The sequence below is a fragment of the Beutenbergia cavernae DSM 12333 genome (genome assembly GCF_000023105.1).
GTDB classification, from domain to species: Bacteria; Actinomycetota; Actinomycetes; order Actinomycetales; family Beutenbergiaceae; genus Beutenbergia; species Beutenbergia cavernae.
Window position 1 is genome coordinate 3,559,422 of the sequence record NC_012669.1, and the last position, 16,706, is coordinate 3,576,127.

Below are 16,706 nucleotides of genomic sequence, written 5' to 3' on the forward strand. Positions count from 1 at the left end.
CGAGGAGGAGACACAGATGGGTCAGAACGCCGACGAGCTCGCGAAGACGGCGCAGATCAGCCAGGACGCGGTGGACCAGAGCGAGGAGGACGTCGCGAACCTGCGGACGGCTGCCACGTCGTTGGACCAGATGTCGCAGGACCTCCACCGGATGTCCGCAGACCTCGGTATCGAGGGCGACTCCGCCGACGCGGCCGGCATCGCCTTCCGGGACCTCGCGAGCACCCTCGCGACAAACGCCGACGACCTCGACCGCGCGGTCGGCAGTGCCACGTCCGCCCGGCAGGCCATCGTCACGGCCCGGCAGTCGTTCGCCGAGCTCCCGGGTGGTGACCTCAGCCCCGCACAGAAGGCGGCCATCGCTGCCGGCGGGACGATCGTCATGCCCGGCGTGGGCACCGTCGTCGCCGCCGTGGCCGCGGAGATCTGGGGCAACCAGCGCGAGGAGGAGCGCGAGAGCGCGGCGCAGCAGGCGCTCCTCGCGCTGCAGCAGGACATGTCGAGCGCGCAGGGCCAGCTGTACGGGACCGACGTCGCCGACGGCCGCGAGAACGACCCCACCGACCTCCCCGACCGCCCCGGCCCGGACGGCCCCGGAACGGGTCCGTACACGCCTCCCGGTGGTCCGGGCGGTCCCGGAGCCCCCGGCGGACCGGGCGGCCCCGGCGGACCCGGCATCCCCGGCGGACCGGGCGGCCCCGGCCTGCCGGACGGCCCTGGCGGTCCCGGTGGCCCGGACGGTCCCGGCGGACCCGGCATCCCCGGTGGTCCCGGTGGCCCGGACCTGCCGGAGCTGCCCGACTGCCCGCCCGGCCCCGACGGCCCGCCGGACGACGGCGGCCCCTCCCCCGACGGTGAGATCCCCGGCGGCCCTGCGCTGCCCCCGGGCGGTCCGGGCCTGCCCCCGGGAGGTCCTGGGCTGCCCGGCGGACCCGGGCTTCCCGGTGGACCTGGGATCGGCGGGCCCGGCGGACTGCCCGGCGGCGGGGCGGCCGGCATCGGCGGCCTCGCGGCGGCCGGCGTCGGCGGTCTGGCCGGTCGCGGCGTGGGCTCCCTGGGTGCCGCGGCGCCCGGTGGCCTGAGCGGCGCCGTCCTCGGCAGCAACGCGATGGGCAGCGGTGGTCGCGGACCGGGTGCCGGGGCAGGCGCCGGCGGACGCGGCTCCACCGGACCCGCCGCGATCGGCGCCGGCGGCGCGGGCGGCTCCTCACGGCGCAAGAAGAAGCGCCGCGGTGCGGGTGGACTGCTCGGCCCCGACCTCGACGAGGACGAGAACGAGACGTTCGACCAGGGTGCCGGCGCGAGTGCGGGCGGGCGCGGACAGACCCCCGCCCCGATCGCGTTCGAGTCCGACGAGGACTGGTGACGGCGCCCGCGTTCGTGACGCAGCACCGCCCGCAGCGGCGTACGGGAGCATCCCGTGCGCCGCTGCGGCGTGTCACGGCGGCGCTCGCGGTGCTGACGGGCGTCGCCGTTCCGGCGGGGGCGGCGGCTGCCGCCCCGGACGACCCCTCGCAGGGTGGCCTCTGGTACGTCGACGCGATGCAGCTCGACGAGGTCCACGCACAGGCCACCGGGGCGGACGTGACGGTGGCGGTGATCGACTCGCCGGTCAACCCGGACGTCGCCGACCTGGCGGGCACGGATCTCACGGTGAGCGACGAGAACTTCTGCCAGCCCGGCGCACCGGTCACGGGCACCGACGACCGCGCCTCGCACGGCACGAACATGGCCGCCCGGATCGTCGGCACCGGCGCGGGGATCGCCGACCAGCCGGGAATCCGTGGCGTCGCACCCGATGCCCGGGTCCTGTACTACACGGTCGGCGCGGAGGGCGAGACCTGCGAGGGCACGCTGTTCACGGAGGCCGTCGGGCGCGCGATCGACGACGGCGCCGACGTCATCTCCATGTCGACCGCCGTGGGCTTCCGTCCGGCGCTGGCGGAGGCGCTCGCCGAGGCCCAGCGGGCGGGCGTCGTCCTGGTCGCCGCCGTCGCGAACGAGGGCACGCTCACCCCGGACGACTGGCCCACGTACGCGAACGGCGTCGTCACCGTCGAGGCCGGCGACGTCACTGCCACCGTGCAGCCCCCCCGCCTGACCTCGCCCCTGCTCACGCTCGTCGCCCCGGGTGACGAGCTCCTGTCCGTCTACCCGGACGAGGCCAGCGGGGAGTGGACGCACTACATGCTCGGATCGGGGACGTCGCACGCGACGGCGACGACGGCGGCCGCTCTGGCGGTGGCGTGGTCGGCGCACCCGGACGCCACGGCGAACCAGATGATCCAGGCGCTCGTCCGCAACACCGGCACGGAGCCGAAGGCGGACGAGCTCGCCCGGGACGACGACGTCGGCTACGGGTTCCTGTCCCTGCCGCGCATGCTCGCCGCGGACCCCACGACCTACCCCGACGAGAACCCGCTGATCCGGGACGACGCCGACGCGCTGCCCACCCGCGCCCAGATCGAGGGTGACGCGTCCGGCGAACCCACCGGGGAGGGCGGCGAGACACCGGCGGAGGGCGAGCAGCCGTCGTCGGAGGCCACCGACGCCTCCGACAGCTCCGGCTCCGGCTCCGTCACGTTCGTCGTGATCGCTGTGGTGGCCATCGTGCTGGTCGCCGGCGTCGTCGTCGGCCTCGTCATCCGTTCCCGACGCCGCGCCTGAGCCGATGGGGAGTGGTCCCCATTCCGGGTGTGGTGGGGGTGGTTCTAGCCTGTGGTTCGTTGCCCGTTTCGGGGGCGACGGCGACGCCGGGTTCGGTGGTCGTAACGGAGGCCGCACAGGCCCGGAAGAGGAGAGGTGACGTATGGCTGGCGAGATCAGCGCCGCCGATGGTGCACTCAAGGCTGGTGCCGACGTCGTGGCGACCACGCGCACGGAGCTGCGCAGCGAGCTGTCCGCGCTCGAGGGCAAGCTGTCCGGCCTCGGCGCACAGTGGCAGGGCCTGGGCGCCGCCGCGTTCACGAACCTGATGAACCGGTGGCGCGAGGACGCGACGAAGATCATCGACGCCCTCAACGAGTTCGAGGCCAAGCTCAACGAGTCCCAGACGGCCTACACCAGCACCGACGACGCCTCGCAGGCCACCATGAGCCGCCTGCAGGGCCGGCTCGGCTGACCGCGAGAACGAGGAAGGAACCCACGACATGGTGGACATGAGGGTCAACTTCGGCGCGATCGCCACGGCCGCCGCCGACATCCAGTCCGGCGCCAACGAGGTCCAGTCGACACTCGACTCGATGGACCAGCAGCTCCAGCCCCTGCGGGCCAACTGGACCGGTGAAGCGTCCCAGGCCTACGAGGCCGCCAAGGCCAAGTGGTCCACAGCGATCACCGACATGAAGACCCTGCTGGCCGACATCGGCCGCGAGGTCCAGACCGGCGGCGAGGACTACCAAGCCACCGAGTCCCGCAACACCGCCCGCTGGTAAACCAGCACACGCACCACATCGACCCGTCGGCATGGTCGACGGTCCGTGTCGAAACCACCACACTTCGACACGAGGCCGCCAGCACGCCGGCACGAACCGCCCCGGAGCGGCAGATCCTCAGGCCTGCCAGCGCTCCACGACGATCCGCCGTTCGCCGAGGCGGATCTCCCCGCCGCTGACGACGTCGACGCGGCTCCCCTCGCGCACCTGGGTGGTCGCCCCGTCCGGCGCCGCGACCCACGTGCCGTTCGCCGACCCGGCGTCCTCGACCCAGAAGGACCCGTCCGAGACGCCGAACCGGATGTGCGTCCGCGACAGCGACCGGCCCGGGTCCTCCACCTCGATGACGTGGTCGGCCTTCTCGCCGGAGCGCGGCTGGGGGCGGCGGCCCAGCACGCCGGACCCCGTGATGGTGATCGTGCGGCCGGAGTCGAGGGTGAGCACGTAGACGACAGTCAGCTGGTCGTCAGCCGATGCGGGCTCGTCGGGCACGTCCGCAGGTGCGTCGGCCGGGGGCGACGGCTGCGGCGCGACCGGCGCCGGGGTCGGCGCCACCGGGGCCGGCGCCGGCGGCACGGGGGTCGAGACCGTCGGGATCGGGGCCGTCGGTGGCGGGGCGGTCCGCGGGAGGGGCGACGGTGACGCCGGTGCGGTCGGCTGCCGAGGCTGCTCGACCCGCGGCGCGGGCGTCGAGGGCGGGGGCGGCACCGGCGTCCCCGCGGCCGGCGGCGTCCCGGTGCCGCCCAACCGGGCGGCGTAGGGCGGTGGGGACTGCTGCTGCGGCTGCTGCTGCCCCAGGATGCCGGCGGCGATCCGCCGCGCCTCCTGGCCCGACGTCGTCTCGTGCGGGGCAGGGGTCGGGAACGGCAAGGCTCCCGCCGGGGCCGGCGCCTGGGCGGACGGCGCCTGCGGGATGGCGGGCACCACCGGACCGGGGCGCTGCGGCGCCGGGGCGGAGCCCGGAGGTGGGGGCAGGACGACGGGCCGGTGCGCCGTCGCCGGCGCTCGCCCGGCTGGCACCGGAGCGGTCCGGGCGCGGACACCGGGCCGGACGTCGACGACGCGCGTCCGAGCCACGCGATCGTGCCAGCCGCGTCCGAGCCCTTGCCGGTCGCCGGCCGCGCTGAGGATCAGCACGAGCTGCCCGATCCCTGCCACGAGGTGGCCCAGGGCGAGCAGCGACGCACGGACGAGCTCTCGGCCGAGGCCGGGTGCGTACGGCCGATCGACCTGCGCGGCGCGGATCCCGAGCAGGTGCTTGCCGACGGTCCGCCCCGACCTGGCCTCCCACACGACGAGCGCGACGGCGATCTCGGCGCTGACGACCGCCGCCAGCAGCACGCTGGACGTCGCGAACCACACGCCGAGTCCCGGCACCGCGACGACGAGCGCGTCGACGAGGTAGGCGACGAGGCGCCGTCCGACCCCGCCTGCCGGGACGTAGCCCGCGTCGGGTGGGGCAGCTGCCGCGCTCCGGGCCCGTGGCGGCGCCGGCGGTGCGATCGTCATCACCCGGACGCTAGCAGGCGCATCGCTGCCACGACGCCGGCCGCGACGAGTCCCAGCGGGGCGGCGAGCACGACCGCGGTGCTCTCGAGGATGTCGGCGGTGCGGGACCACCGCACCGACCGCCAGCCGGAGGCGAACGGGCGCACCCACGCGGCTGCGAGCAGGCCGGCCCCGATCATGACGAAGGCGGCCGGCGCGACCGCGACGTCGAGCCCGTCGGACCAGCCGACGGCGATCGCCAGCTCGACGAGCAGGGCGAACGCCGCGAGCCGGGGCGCGACGGTCGGGATGATCCCGCGCGCGGTCCGCGGCCCGAGCGCGAACGCGATCGCCACGGCGGCGACGACGGCGAGCGCGGCGTAGGCGGCGAGGCGGTCGACGAGCGGGGCGCTCGCCGGCGCCGCGGAGCCCGCGAGCGTGACGGCGCCCAGCACCGGAGCGAGCACGGCGACCACGAGCGCCCCGGTGTGGCGGCGGGCCTGAGCGGTGCGCACGGCGTGACGCACCGACGCTGCCCGGACCCGCCCCGGCGGCCTGGCCGCGGGCTCGCGGACCGAACCCGCGGTTCGCTGCACGACGCCGACGTCGAGGAGCAGCGCGTCGGGCACGTCGATCGACAGGCTGGGCAGCGCCCGCAGCACGAGCGGCATGGCCCCCAGCAGCACGGCCGCCGCCGACGCGCCCGGGAAGCCGGCGAGCAGCCCGACGCTCGCGAGCGCGGTGCCCACCAGCGTGAGAGCCAGGACGACGCCCGGCGCGGCGGCCGCATCCGGTCGACGCCGGTAGGTGGTGACGTAGCGCAGAGCGACGGCGAGCGAGGCGCCGAGGAGACCGACGACGACGCCGAGCTGGCCGGCGGCGTACGCGGTCGGGTCGACGGCGAGGCAGCCCGCGGCGAACGCGAGGAGCGGGGCCGCCGCGAGCGCTGCCCCTCCGGCGCGGCCCACGGGCGGGGCGGCGAGCGCCGTCACGAGAGCGGCGAGGAACAGCAGAGCCGCCGCAAGGAGCGCGAGGTCACGCTCCGGCCCGGTGCCGTCCAGCACCGACCAGCCGGCGACACCGGCCGCCACCACGCCGAGCCCCGCGGCGAGCACCCACCACGGCGCGCCTCGGTCGGCTCGGGCCTTCGCGGCGCGTCCACCGTCGCGGCGACCGGACCGGGCCGGCGCGCGGGGGGCAGTCGTCACCACGTGGACGAGCGCACCGGTCGCGACGGCGTCGCCGAGCTCGGCGTCGAGCTCGAGGACCCGACCGTCCGAGGCCACGACGCGCAGTCCCGCCGCGCGGGGGTCGACGCCGATCGCGCCGACGAGCGCCCCGACGGACGCGTGCGGCGCCACGACGACGTCGTGTCGCGTGGCGCCCGCCTGGACGCCGACGCGCAGCGAGTCGACGGGCGGTGCTGTCACGTCGCTCTCCTCCTGCCGGGAGGTCCGCGAGCGGACCGTCGGGAAGCCGCGCTCATACTAGTCTGAGGGGTCGCCGCAGGATCGGCTGACCCGGCCTGGGCGACACGTTTCCCGACGGCAGAGGGGTAGCTGCATGACGGTCGCTGCGACGAGCGCGCCCACGCGGCGGGTCGAACCGCCCCGCCTCCCCAGCGGTCAGGTCACCCTCCAGCCGCCCCCCGAGATCATCAAGCCCGAGGGCGCGAGCAACACCCTGACCACGATCATGCCGATGCTCGGCAGCGTCGGGTCCATCGCGATCATCATGCTCGGCTCGGGCGGGGGCGGCCCGCAGCGCATCATCATGGGCGGGGCGATCCTCGTCGCGTCGCTGGGGTTCGTCGTCGTCAACATCATGCGGCAGCGCTCGCAGCACAAGGCCGACGTCATGGCGAGCCGTCGCGAGTACCTCGCCTACCTCGCGGAGCTGCGGGAGACCGTGCGCAAGGCCGGGCGGATGCAGCGGCGGCACGCGGAGTGGATGCTCCCGGACCCTGCCGCGCTGCCCGTCGTCGCCGAGGAGGGTTCCCGGGTCTGGGAGCGCGGGCCCGGCGACCCGGACGTGCTGCACGTGCGGGTGGGCCGCGCGACTCTGCCTCTCGCGCTCGAGCTCCTGCCCCCGGAGACCCCGCCGCTCGCGCAGCTGGACCCGGTCTCGGCGTCCGCCGCGCACCGCTTCCTCGTGACCCACGAGGAACAGCGCGACCTCCCCCTGCCGCTGGACCTGCAGTCCCTGGCTCGCGTGGAGGTCGCCGGCGGCGAGACCGAGGCTCGCGCGCTCACCCGGGCGATGCTCGCCCACCTGGCCACGTTCGTCTCCCCCGAGAGCCTGCAGATCGCCGTCATCGCGAGCGACGCCGCGCTCGGCGAGTGGGAGTGGGCGAAGTGGCTCCCGCACACGTACTCGACGCGCGAGCGCGACGGTCTCGGCGCCGCCCGGATGATCGCGTCCTCGCTCGCCGGCCTCGACGGCATGCTGCCGAAGGGGCTCGAGGAGCGCGGGCGGTTCTCCGTCGCCGGCGCACAGGCCCTCCCCCACGTCATCGTCGTCGTCGACGGCGGGGACGTCTCGGCGCCGCACCCGATCTTCTCGGCCGACGGCGTGCAGGGCGTCACGGTGATCGAGCTCCCGGAGCGGTGGGACGAGCTCACCGACCCGATGACGGCCCGCCTGCTGCTGCACCCGGCGATCGGCAGCGGTCCACAGGCCGGGCGGACGCCGCTCGAGCTGCTCCGCGTCGGCGCGCCGCCCGTGCAGGGGCTCGCCGACCGGCTGTCCGTGTCCGGCGCGGAGGCCACGGCGCGGCGTCTCACCCCGTTGCACGTGTCCGGCGGCGAGGAGGGCAGCGGCCCTCGGCAGCAGGTGTCGTCGGAGCTCGTCGACCTGCTCGGGATCGGCGACATCCGCGACCTCGACGTCGACGTGACCTGGCGTCCGCGGCTGCCGCGCGACCGGCTCCGCGTCCCGATCGGGCTCACCACGCAGGGACAGCCCATCCACCTGGACATCAAGGAGTCGGCCCAGGGCGGCATGGGCCCGCACGGGCTCATCATCGGCGCCACCGGGTCCGGCAAGTCCGAGGTGCTGCGCACGCTCGTCATGGCGCTGGCCGTCACGCACTCGTCGGAGGACCTCAACTTCGTCCTCGTCGACTTCAAGGGCGGCGCCACGTTCGCCGGCATGGCCGAGATGCCGCACGTCTCCGCCGTGATCACCAACCTCGGCGAGGAGCTCACGCTCGTCGACCGCATGCAGGATGCGCTCAAGGGCGAGATGGTCCGCCGCCAGGAGCTGCTGCGCGCCGCCGGGAACTTCGCGAACGTCAGCGAGTACGAGAAGGCGCGCAAGGGCGGCCGCACCGACCTCGCGCCGCTGCCCGCGCTGCTCATCGTGGCCGACGAGTTCTCCGAGCTCCTCGCCGCCAAGCCGGAGTTCACCGAGCTGTTCGTCGCGATCGGGCGACTCGGGCGGTCGCTGCAGATGCACCTCCTGCTCTCGTCGCAGCGCCTCGAGGAGGGCCGCCTGCGCGGGCTCGAGTCGCACCTGTCGTACCGGATCGGCCTGAGGACGTTCTCCGCGGCGGAGTCGCGCACGGTGCTCGGCGTCCCCGACGCGTACACCCTGCCCGGCGTTCCCGGCATGGGGTACCTCAAGCCCGACACGACGACGATGATCCAGTTCCGTGCGTCCTACGTGTCGGGTCCGCCGCCCGCGCGGCGACGCGCCGTCACCGCGTCCGGCGCCACGGGCGGTGTGCGGATCGAGCCGTTCACCGCCGCACCGGTCCTCCTGCCGGAGAGGCCGGACGAGCCGGAACCCGCCGCGCCCGGCGAACCCGCCGAGACCCGGGCGACGTTCGACATCGCCGTCGAGCTGATGGAGGGCCGGGGACCGGCCGCCCACCAGGTGTGGCTCCCGCCGCTCGTCATCCCCAACACGTACGACGACCTCATGCCGGACCTCGCCGTCGACCCCGTCCTCGGTCTGCACTCGGCGGGCTGGCGCGGCGCCGGCGACCTCGTCGTCCCCCTCGGCATCGTCGACCGTCCTCTCGAGCAGCAGCGGGACACGCTCACCATCTCGCTCGGCGGCGCGGGCGGCCACATGGCGATCGTCGGCGGCCCGCGTACCGGGAAGAGCACGGCGCTGCGCTCCGTCGTGACCGGCCTCGCTCTCACCCGCACGCCGGCCGAGGTGCAGTTCTACGTCCTCGACTTCGGCGGCGGCGCGTTCACCCCGTACGCCGACCTGCCCCACGTGGCCGGCGTCGCGAGCCGCGCCGAGCCCGACGTCGTGCGGCGCATCGTGGCGGAGATCGACGGCCTCATCGACGCCCGCGAGCTGTACTTCCGCGAGCACGGCATCGACTCGATCGAGACGTACCGGCAGCGCCGGGCCGCTGGCCGCGTCGACGACGGGTACGGCGACATCTTCCTCGTCGTCGACGGCTGGTCCACGCTCCGCGCGGAGTTCGACCAGCTCGAGATGGAGATCCAGACCCTTGCTGGCAGGGGGCTCACGTTCGGGCTGCACCTGCTCGTCGCGGCGAGCCGCTGGCTCGACTTCCGCACCCAGATCAAGGACGTGTTCGGGACCCGGCTGGAGCTCCGGCTGGGCGACCCGATGGACTCGGAGTTCGACCGCCGGGTCGCCGCGAACGTGCCGAAGGACCGGCCGGGCCGCGGGCTCATCGCGTCGAAGCACCACGTGCTGACGGCCCTGCCGCGGATCGACGGCGACGGCGACGCCGCCACGCTGGGCGGCGGCGTCGAGCACCTCATCGAGGCGGTCACGAAGTCGTGGACCGGGCCCGCCGGGCCGAAGCTGCGCCTGCTGCCCGAGCGCATCGACCTCGACGCCATCCGCGCGACCGCCGGCCCGGAGGATCGCCGCATCCTGCTCGGGATCGACGAGTCCGCCCTCGCTCCCGTGGGCCTGGACCCGCGTGAGGACGCGCACCTGTACGCGTTCGGCGACGGCGGCTCGGGAAAGTCGGCGCTCTTGCGTGGCGTCGCGTCCGAGGTGCGCCGGCTGTACACCCCGGAGCAGGCGCAGATCTTCGTCGTCGACTACCGGCGGTCACTCCTCGCGGAGATCCCGGACGAGTACCTCGCCGGGTACTTCACGACGAACGACCAGGCGCTCGGCGAGATCGACGGTCTCGCGGGCTACCTGCGTGGCCGTCTGCCAGGCCCCGACGTGACGCCGGCGCAGCTCCGTGCCCGCTCCTGGTGGACGGGCGCCGAGGTGTTCGTGCTCGTGGACGACTACGACCTGGTCGCGACGACGCAGGGCAACCCGATCTCGCCGCTCATCACGCTGCTGGCTCAGGCGGGCGACGTCGGGCTCCACCTCGTCGTGACCCGTCGCACGGGCGGCGCGAGCCGGGCGATGTACGACGGCGTCCTGCAGAACCTGCGCGATCTCGCCGCTCCGGGCCTGGTGCTCTCCGGTGACCCGTCGGAGGGTGCCCTGGTGGGGACGGCGAAGCCGCGGCCCGGCGTCCCCGGGCGCGGCCAGCTCGTCACCCGCGAGCACGGCCTGCAGGTCGTGCAGATGGCGTTCTCGCCCCCGACGACCCTCTGACTCCGGACCGAGAGCGACTCGCTCCCGACCACGGCGAGCCCCCACGAAGGCGCAGAGAACCCCTCGCGCGAAGGCGCACAGAACCTCTCGCGGTGCCGCACACAACCTCTCGCGGTGACACACAGAACCTCTCGCGAAGGTGGGACGACCGCGAGGGGTGCGGGCGTCAGGCGAGGCGGTCGACGACGAGCGAGGCGAAGACGGCGAGCGCGCGCTTCACGGGCGAGTCGGGCAGGCCGTCGAGCTCGGCGACGGCGTCGGCCGCCCACGCCCGCGCGAGGTCGCGCGCCTCGTCGAGGACGTCGTGCGCGCGCAGCTCCGCCAGGACGGCGTCGAGCGCGGCGTCGTCGGACAGGTCGCCGTCGAGGCGCTCCAGGACCGCCCGACCCGCGTCGTCGACGGCGCCCCGGTCCGCGCGGGCGCGCAGCAGCAGCACCGGCATCGTGGCGACGCCCTCGCGCAGGTCGGTGCCCGGAGTCTTGCCGGTCACGTCGGCGTCCGAGAGGAGGTCGATGACGTCGTCGGCGAGCTGGAACGCGACGCCGACCTTCTCGCCGTACCTCACGACGGTGCCGAGCGCGTCCGCGCCCACCCCCGAGAACATCGCGCCGTACTGCGCGGAGGCGGCGATGAGCGACCCCGTCTTGCCCGCGAGGACGTCGAGGTAGTGCTCGACGGCGTCCTCGCCGTCCTGCGGCCCGATCGTCTCGTGCAGCTGGCCGAGGCAGAGCCGCTCGAACGTCTCGGCCTGCACCCGGACGGCGTCCGGGCCGAGCTCGGACACCAGCCGGGACGCCCGCGCGAAGAGCAGGTCGCCCGTGAGGATCGCCACCGAGTTCCCCCACACCTCGTGGGCGCTGGGCGCGCCTCGACGCGTGGGGGCGGAGTCCATGACGTCGTCGTGGTACAGGGTCGCGAGGTGCGTGAGCTCGACGGCGACGGCCGCCTCGAGCACGGCGTCCGACGTCCCGCTCCCGAGCTGCGCGGTCAGCAGGGCCAGCGCCGGGCGCATCCGCTTCCCGCCGGCGTTGACCAGGTGGCGCGACGGGGCGTCGGCCAGGATCTCGGTACTGCTCACAGCGGCGGCCAGGCGTCGCTCGACCTCGACCAGGCCGTCGGCGACGACCCGTTCGAGCGCGGCGTCGCCGAGCGGTAGCGGTGCGGTGGTCACACCACGAACTTAGTGGCCTGCGCGAGCAGGTCGAGCACGGGCGTCGGCCAGACGCCGAGCACGAGCGTCGCCGCCGCGGTGAGCGCGACGGCCACCGCCGTGAAGCCCTGCGAACGGACGACGGTGGTGGACGGCGCGCCCGCCTCCTCCGCCGGCGACGTGAAGAACATCAGCACGATGATGCGGACGTAGAAGAACGCGGCGGCGGCACTGGCGAGGACGCCGACGACGACGAGGGGCCACGCGCCGCCGTCGATCGCCGCGGCGAACGCCACGAACTTCCCGACGAAGCCGGACGTGAGCGGGATCCCCGCGAACGACAGCAGGTACAGGGCGAAGACCGTCGCGACCACGGGGCTGCGGCGGCCGAGGCCCGCCCACTGGGCGAGGTGCGACGCCTCGGCGGTCACGTTGCCCTCGGCGTCCCGCTCCCGCACGAGCGCCACCAGGGCGAACGCCCCGATCGTCGCGAGCCCGTACGCGAGCAGGTAGAAGAACACCGACGAGATGCCCTCCGGCGACATCGCGACCACACCCACGAGGAGGAAGCCCGCGTGAGCCACCGAGGAGTACGCGAGCGTCCGCTTCATGTCGGTCTGCACGATCGCCAGGACCGTCCCGACCACCATCGTGAGGACGGCGACGACCCACAGGAACGGCTGGATGTCCCAGGTCATGGCCGGCGCGACGACGTAGACGACGCGGAGCAGCGCGCCGAACGCCGCGACCTTCGTGCACGCGGCCATGAAGCCGGTGATCGGCGTCGGGGCGCCCTGGTACACGTCCGGCGTCCACGCGTGGAACGGCACGGCGCCCACCTTGAACAGCAGGCCGGAGATGAGCAGCACGAGGCCGACGACGAGCAGGCCGTCCATCCCCGTGGTCGCCTGGGTCGCGGCGTGGATCTCGCCGATCGCCACCGACCCCGAGTACCCGTACAGCAGCGCGATGCCGAACAGCAGCAGGGCTGACGAGAACGCACCCAGCAGGAAGTACTTCATCGACGCCTCCTGCGAGAGGAGCCGACGGCGTCGGGCGAGTCCCGAGAGCAGGTACAGCGGCAGCGAGAGCACCTCGAGCGCGATGAACAGCGTGAGCAGGTCGCCGGCCGCCGGGAACACGAGCATGCCGCCGACCGAGAACAGCACGAGCGGGTAGACCTCGGTCTGCACGAGTCCGGCGCGCCGGGCGCGGTCCTCGTAGTCGGAGCCCGGCACCGACGCCCCCTGCGGGGCGAAGGCGTCCTCGCTGCCCGGGGCGCCACGCCGGCCCCGCTCCGCGATGACGAGGATGCCGACGAAGGCGAGGATCGCGATGATGCCCTGCGCCGCGAGGGCCGGCCCGTCCTCGACGAGCTGCCCGACGACGACGGTGCTCGGGGCGCCGCCGCCGCCACCGATGACCTCCGCCCAGCGCCAGGCGATCGCGCCGAAGGCGCCGGCAGCGGCGAGCAGGGCGAGCGTGACCTGGACCGGGCGACGCACGCGGCGCGGCGCGAACGCCTCGATGAGCACGCCGAGCACGGCGGCGCCGAGCACGATGAGGATCGGAGCCAGCGAAGCCCACTGGATGACCGGCTGGACGAAGTTCATCGGGCGCCTCCCGCCAGAGCGAGCACGTCGGAGATCGGCGTGAGCACGTCGAGTGCCGGGGCCGGGTAGAAGCCGAGCACGAGCATGGCGGCGACGATCGGCACCATGACCCACCGCTCGCGCCCGCCGAGGTCGGGCAGGCTCGCGAGCGGTCCGTCACCCGGTGGCGGCCCGGTGAAGATCCGCTGGTAGGTGAGCAGGACATAGATGGCGGCGATGATCACGCCGGCGGTCGCGACGACGCCGGCCACCGCCGACGCGTCGAACGACCCCAGCAGCACGAGGTACTCCGGCACGAAGCCGGACAGTCCGGGCAGCGCGATCGACGCCAGACCGGAGACGAGGAAGATGCCGGCGATGACGGGTGTGACCTTCTGGAGGCCGCCGTAGTCGTCGATCCGGCGGGACTTCCCGCGGTCCGTGAGGAACCCGCTGACGAGGAACAGCCCGGCGGTCGAGATGCCGTGCGCGAGCATGTAGAGCATCGCGCCCGTCAGCGCCACCGAGGACCCGACGTAGATGCCGAGCACGATGAACCCGAAGTGGGACACGGACGTGAACGCCACGAACCGCATGAGGTCCTGCTGGCCGATCGCGACGAGCCCGCCGTAGATGATCGACACCAGCGCGAGCACGATGATCGCCGGGGCCGCCCACGCGGACGCCTCCGGGAACAGCGGCAGGCAGAGCGCGATCATGCCGAACGTGCCGACCTTGTCGAGCACGCCCACGAGCAGCGTCGACGTCCCCGCCGGCGCCTGAGCCGCGGCGTCGGGCAGCCAGGTGTGGACGGGCCACATCGGCGCCTTGACGGCGAACGCGATGAAGAACGCGGCGAACAGCCACCGCTGCAGCACCGGGTCGGCGACCACGCCGGAGAGGTTCGCGATGAGGAAGCCGTCGGGCCCGCCCGGACCCTGGAAGTACACGGCGATGACGCCCGCGAGCATGATGAGCCCGCCGGCGAGCGAGTACAGCAGGAACTTCACGGCGGCGGCGCGACGGGCCGGCCCGCCGTACAGACCGATCAGGAAGTAGACCGGCAGCAGCATCGCCTCGAAGAGGACGTAGAACAGGAACACGTCCTGCGCGGCGAAGACGGCGATCATCATCGCCTCGAGGGCGAGGACGAGCGCGACCATCCCGGCCTGCCGCCGCAGCGCGGCGCGGCTGCCGGGGGCGCCGACGGCGTCGTCGCGCGCGTCGTTCCACCCCGCCGCCAGCACGAGCGGCACGAGGAACGTCGCGAGCAGCACCATGAGCAGGCCGAGGCCGGTGAGGCCGACGGCGTAGCTGGCGCCGATCGCGGGGATCCAGCTGTGCGTCTCGGTGAACTGCGGGACGGCGGCGTCGGCCACCTCGAACTGCGTGGCCATCGCGATCGCCCCGCCGAGGACGGCGACGGAGACGACGAGCCCGATGATGCGGGAGGCCCGGTGCAGGGCAGGGACCAGCCACACCAGCACGGCGGCGACGAGCGGGACGACGATGAGCGTCGTGATCCAGGGCAGGGTGCTCACGACGTCCCTCTCAGACCCGCGCCGCGAGGAGCGCCGCGGCGGCGATGACGGTTCCGGCCAGGATCAGCGCGGCGTAGGAGCGGACGTAGCCGTTCTGCCAGCGACGCCAGCGCTCGCCCGCGCCGACGGTACCGGACGCGAGCGAGGCCACGGCCCCGTCGACGACGGCGGTGTCCGCGTACACGAGCGAGCGGGTGAGGTACTGGCCCGGCCGCATGAAGATCCCTTCGTTGACCTCGTCCTGGTACAGGTCGCGCCGAGCCGCCCGCGTGAGCACGGATCCGGTGGGCGCGAGCTGCGGCACCGGCGCGGCGCCGTACTGCCGCCAGGCCAGCAGGGCTCCGGCGGCGACCAGCACGAGCGTGGCCGTCATGATCGCCGGCACGGGCAGCACGGGGTCGTGGTGCTCGACGTGCCCGGTCACCGGCTCGAGCCACGTGCTGAACCGGCCCCCGGCCGACAGCACCCAGCCCAGGCCGGCGGAACCGATCGCGAGCACCACCATCGGCGCCGTCATCAGCCACGGCGACTCGTGCGGGTGCCGCAGCGGAAGGGCGGTGCCCGGGTTCGCGGATGCGGCGACGACCTCGCGCTGGTCGGTCCAGCGCGCCTTCCCGTGGAACGTCATGAAGAAGACGCGCGACATGTAGAACGCGGTGATCCCGGCGCCGAGCAGGGTGACGGTGCCGAACACCCACGGCTGCCAGCCGTCGCCCACGAACGCGGACTCGATGATCTTGTCCTTGCTCCAGAACCCCGAGAACGGGGGGACGCCGAGGATCGCGAGCCAGCCGAGGCCGAACGTGGCCCAGGTGACGACCATGACCTTGCGCAGCGCCCCGTACCGGCGCATGTCGGTGTCGTCGTCCATGCCGTGCATGACGGAGCCGGCACCGAGGAACAGCCCGGCCTTGAAGAAGCCGTGCGTCACCAGGTGGAAGATCGCGAACGCGTACCCGATCGGCCCGAGGCCGGCGGCCAGCATCATGTACCCGATCTGCGACATGGTCGACGCCGCGAGAGCCTTCTTGATGTCGTCCTTCGCGCAACCGACGATCGCCCCGAACAGCAGCGTGATCGCGCCGACGATGACGACGACGAGCTGCGCCGTCGGCGACGCCTCGAAGATCGGACCGGACCGTACGACGAGGTACACACCCGCCGTGACCATCGTCGCGGCGTGGATGAGCGCCGAGACCGGCGTCGGGCCTGCCATCGCGTCGCCGAGCCACGCCTGCAACGGGAACTGCGCGGACTTGCCGCACGCGGCGAGGAGCAGCATGAGGCCCATCGCCGTCAGCGCACCCTCGGAGAGACCCGGAGCGGCGTCGAGCACCTCGGAGAAGCCCACCCCGCCCACGTGGTGGAACATCAGCATCATCGCGATGAGCAGTCCGACGTCGCCCACGCGGTTCATGACGAACGCCTTCTTCGCCGCGACCGCGTACTCGGTGTTGTGGTTCCAGAAGCCGATGAGCAGGTACGACGCGAGACCGACGCCCTCCCAGCCGACGAACAGCAGCGCGAACGAGTCGGCGAGCACCAGCAGCAGCATGGCCGCGACGAACAGGTTGAGATACGCGAAGAAGCGGCGGCGAGCGGCGTCGTGCGCCATGTACGCCACCGAGTAGACGTGGATCAGGGTGCCGACGACCGTCACGAGCAGCACGAACGTCACGGACAGCGGGTCGATCCGCAGGCCCGCGTCGACGTCGAGGGCACCCGCCGGGATCCACGAGAACAGGTGGACGTCCTGGACGCGCTCGTCGGCGGGCAGGCCGGCGACCTCGAGCGCCACGAGCACCCCGACGACGGCGGCGGCAGCGGAGGCGGCGAGGCCGAGCCAGTGGCCCCACCGGTCGGCGGCGCGGCCGAGCAGCAGGAGCACGCCCGCCGACGCGAGCGGCAGGGCGACGAGCAGCCAGGCAGAAGCGATCATCGTGTC

11 protein-coding genes are annotated in these 16,706 nt (G+C 73.9%); 5 read left to right on the forward strand and 6 right to left on the reverse strand.

Annotation, left to right across the window (positions count from 1 at the left end; genetic code table 11):
* Positions 1 to 16: 16 nt before the first annotated feature.
* From BCAV_RS23015 to BCAV_RS16185, 4 genes are all read left to right on the forward strand, one after another.
* Positions 17 to 1,366, forward strand: coding sequence for a hypothetical protein (locus tag BCAV_RS23015; protein ID WP_015883692.1), 1,350 nt, complete (start codon positions 17 to 19; stop codon positions 1,364 to 1,366).
* Positions 1,363 to 2,667 (forward strand): S8 family serine peptidase, encoded by a 1,305-nt coding sequence (locus BCAV_RS16175; protein WP_015883693.1) that lies wholly within the window; start codon positions 1,363 to 1,365, stop codon positions 2,665 to 2,667. Before BCAV_RS23015 ends, BCAV_RS16175 begins: the two co-directional genes overlap by 4 nt.
* A gap of 142 nt (positions 2,668 to 2,809) precedes the next feature.
* Positions 2,810 to 3,121 (forward strand): WXG100 family type VII secretion target, encoded by a 312-nt coding sequence (locus BCAV_RS16180; protein WP_015883689.1) that lies wholly within the window; start codon positions 2,810 to 2,812, stop codon positions 3,119 to 3,121.
* A 28-nt stretch (positions 3,122 to 3,149) separates the two neighbouring features.
* Entirely contained in the window at positions 3,150 to 3,434 is a 285-nt protein-coding gene (locus BCAV_RS16185) for a WXG100 family type VII secretion target (RefSeq protein WP_015883690.1), read from the forward strand.
* Between the two features lie 117 nt (positions 3,435 to 3,551).
* Here BCAV_RS16185 and BCAV_RS16190 read toward each other — a convergent pair whose 3' ends face one another.
* Positions 3,552 to 4,943 (reverse strand): RDD family protein, encoded by a 1,392-nt coding sequence (locus tag BCAV_RS16190; RefSeq protein ID WP_015883694.1) that lies wholly within the window; start codon positions 4,941 to 4,943, stop codon positions 3,552 to 3,554.
* Positions 4,943 to 6,352, reverse strand: coding sequence for a hypothetical protein (locus BCAV_RS16195; RefSeq protein WP_015883695.1), 1,410 nt, complete (start codon positions 6,350 to 6,352; stop codon positions 4,943 to 4,945). Before BCAV_RS16195 ends, BCAV_RS16190 begins: the two co-directional genes overlap by 1 nt.
* Positions 6,353 to 6,485: 133 nt before the next feature.
* On the opposite strand from BCAV_RS16195, the gene BCAV_RS16200 reads away from it, so the two are divergent.
* Positions 6,486 to 10,478, forward strand: a complete 3,993-nt coding sequence (locus BCAV_RS16200; protein WP_015883696.1) for a type VII secretion protein EccC — start codon at positions 6,486 to 6,488, stop codon at positions 10,476 to 10,478.
* Positions 10,479 to 10,644: 166 nt separating this feature from the next.
* On the opposite strand, the gene BCAV_RS16205 is transcribed toward BCAV_RS16200, so the two are convergent.
* The 4 genes from BCAV_RS16205 to nuoL are packed head-to-tail and all read right to left on the reverse strand — an operon-like array spanning position 10,645 to position 16,700.
* Positions 10,645 to 11,649 (reverse strand): polyprenyl synthetase family protein, encoded by a 1,005-nt coding sequence (locus BCAV_RS16205; protein WP_015883697.1) that lies wholly within the window; start codon positions 11,647 to 11,649, stop codon positions 10,645 to 10,647.
* A complete protein-coding gene (gene nuoN, locus BCAV_RS16210; RefSeq protein ID WP_015883698.1) occupies positions 11,646 to 13,241 on the reverse strand; it encodes an NADH-quinone oxidoreductase subunit NuoN in 1,596 nt (531 codons plus the stop codon). The genes BCAV_RS16205 and nuoN overlap by 4 nt, the downstream gene beginning before the upstream one ends.
* The gene (locus tag BCAV_RS16215; protein ID WP_015883699.1) at positions 13,238 to 14,761 is read right to left on the reverse strand and encodes an NADH-quinone oxidoreductase subunit M; all 1,524 of its coding nucleotides are present in this window, start codon (positions 14,759 to 14,761) and stop codon (positions 13,238 to 13,240) included. Before BCAV_RS16215 ends, nuoN begins: the two co-directional genes overlap by 4 nt.
* Before the next feature lie 10 nt (positions 14,762 to 14,771).
* The gene (nuoL, locus tag BCAV_RS16220) at positions 14,772 to 16,700 is read right to left on the reverse strand and encodes an NADH-quinone oxidoreductase subunit L (protein ID WP_015883700.1); all 1,929 of its coding nucleotides are present in this window, start codon (positions 16,698 to 16,700) and stop codon (positions 14,772 to 14,774) included.
* Between the last annotated feature and the right edge of the window lie 6 nt (positions 16,701 to 16,706).

Coding starts and splice junctions, on each gene's coding strand:
- BCAV_RS16180 (WP_015883689.1), top strand. CDS start 2,810: ATGGCTGGCGAGATCAGCGCCGCCGATGGTGCACTCAAGGCTGGTGCC.
- nuoN (WP_015883698.1), bottom strand. CDS start 13,241: ATGAACTTCGTCCAGCCGGTCATCCAGTGGGCTTCGCTGGCTCCGATC.
- BCAV_RS23015 (WP_015883692.1), top strand. CDS start 17: ATGGGTCAGAACGCCGACGAGCTCGCGAAGACGGCGCAGATCAGCCAG.
- BCAV_RS16190 (WP_015883694.1), bottom strand. CDS start 4,943: ATGACGATCGCACCGCCGGCGCCGCCACGGGCCCGGAGCGCGGCAGCT.
- BCAV_RS16185 (WP_015883690.1), top strand. CDS start 3,150: ATGGTGGACATGAGGGTCAACTTCGGCGCGATCGCCACGGCCGCCGCC.
- nuoL (WP_015883700.1), bottom strand. CDS start 16,700: ATGATCGCTTCTGCCTGGCTGCTCGTCGCCCTGCCGCTCGCGTCGGCG.
- BCAV_RS16200 (WP_015883696.1), top strand. CDS start 6,486: ATGACGGTCGCTGCGACGAGCGCGCCCACGCGGCGGGTCGAACCGCCC.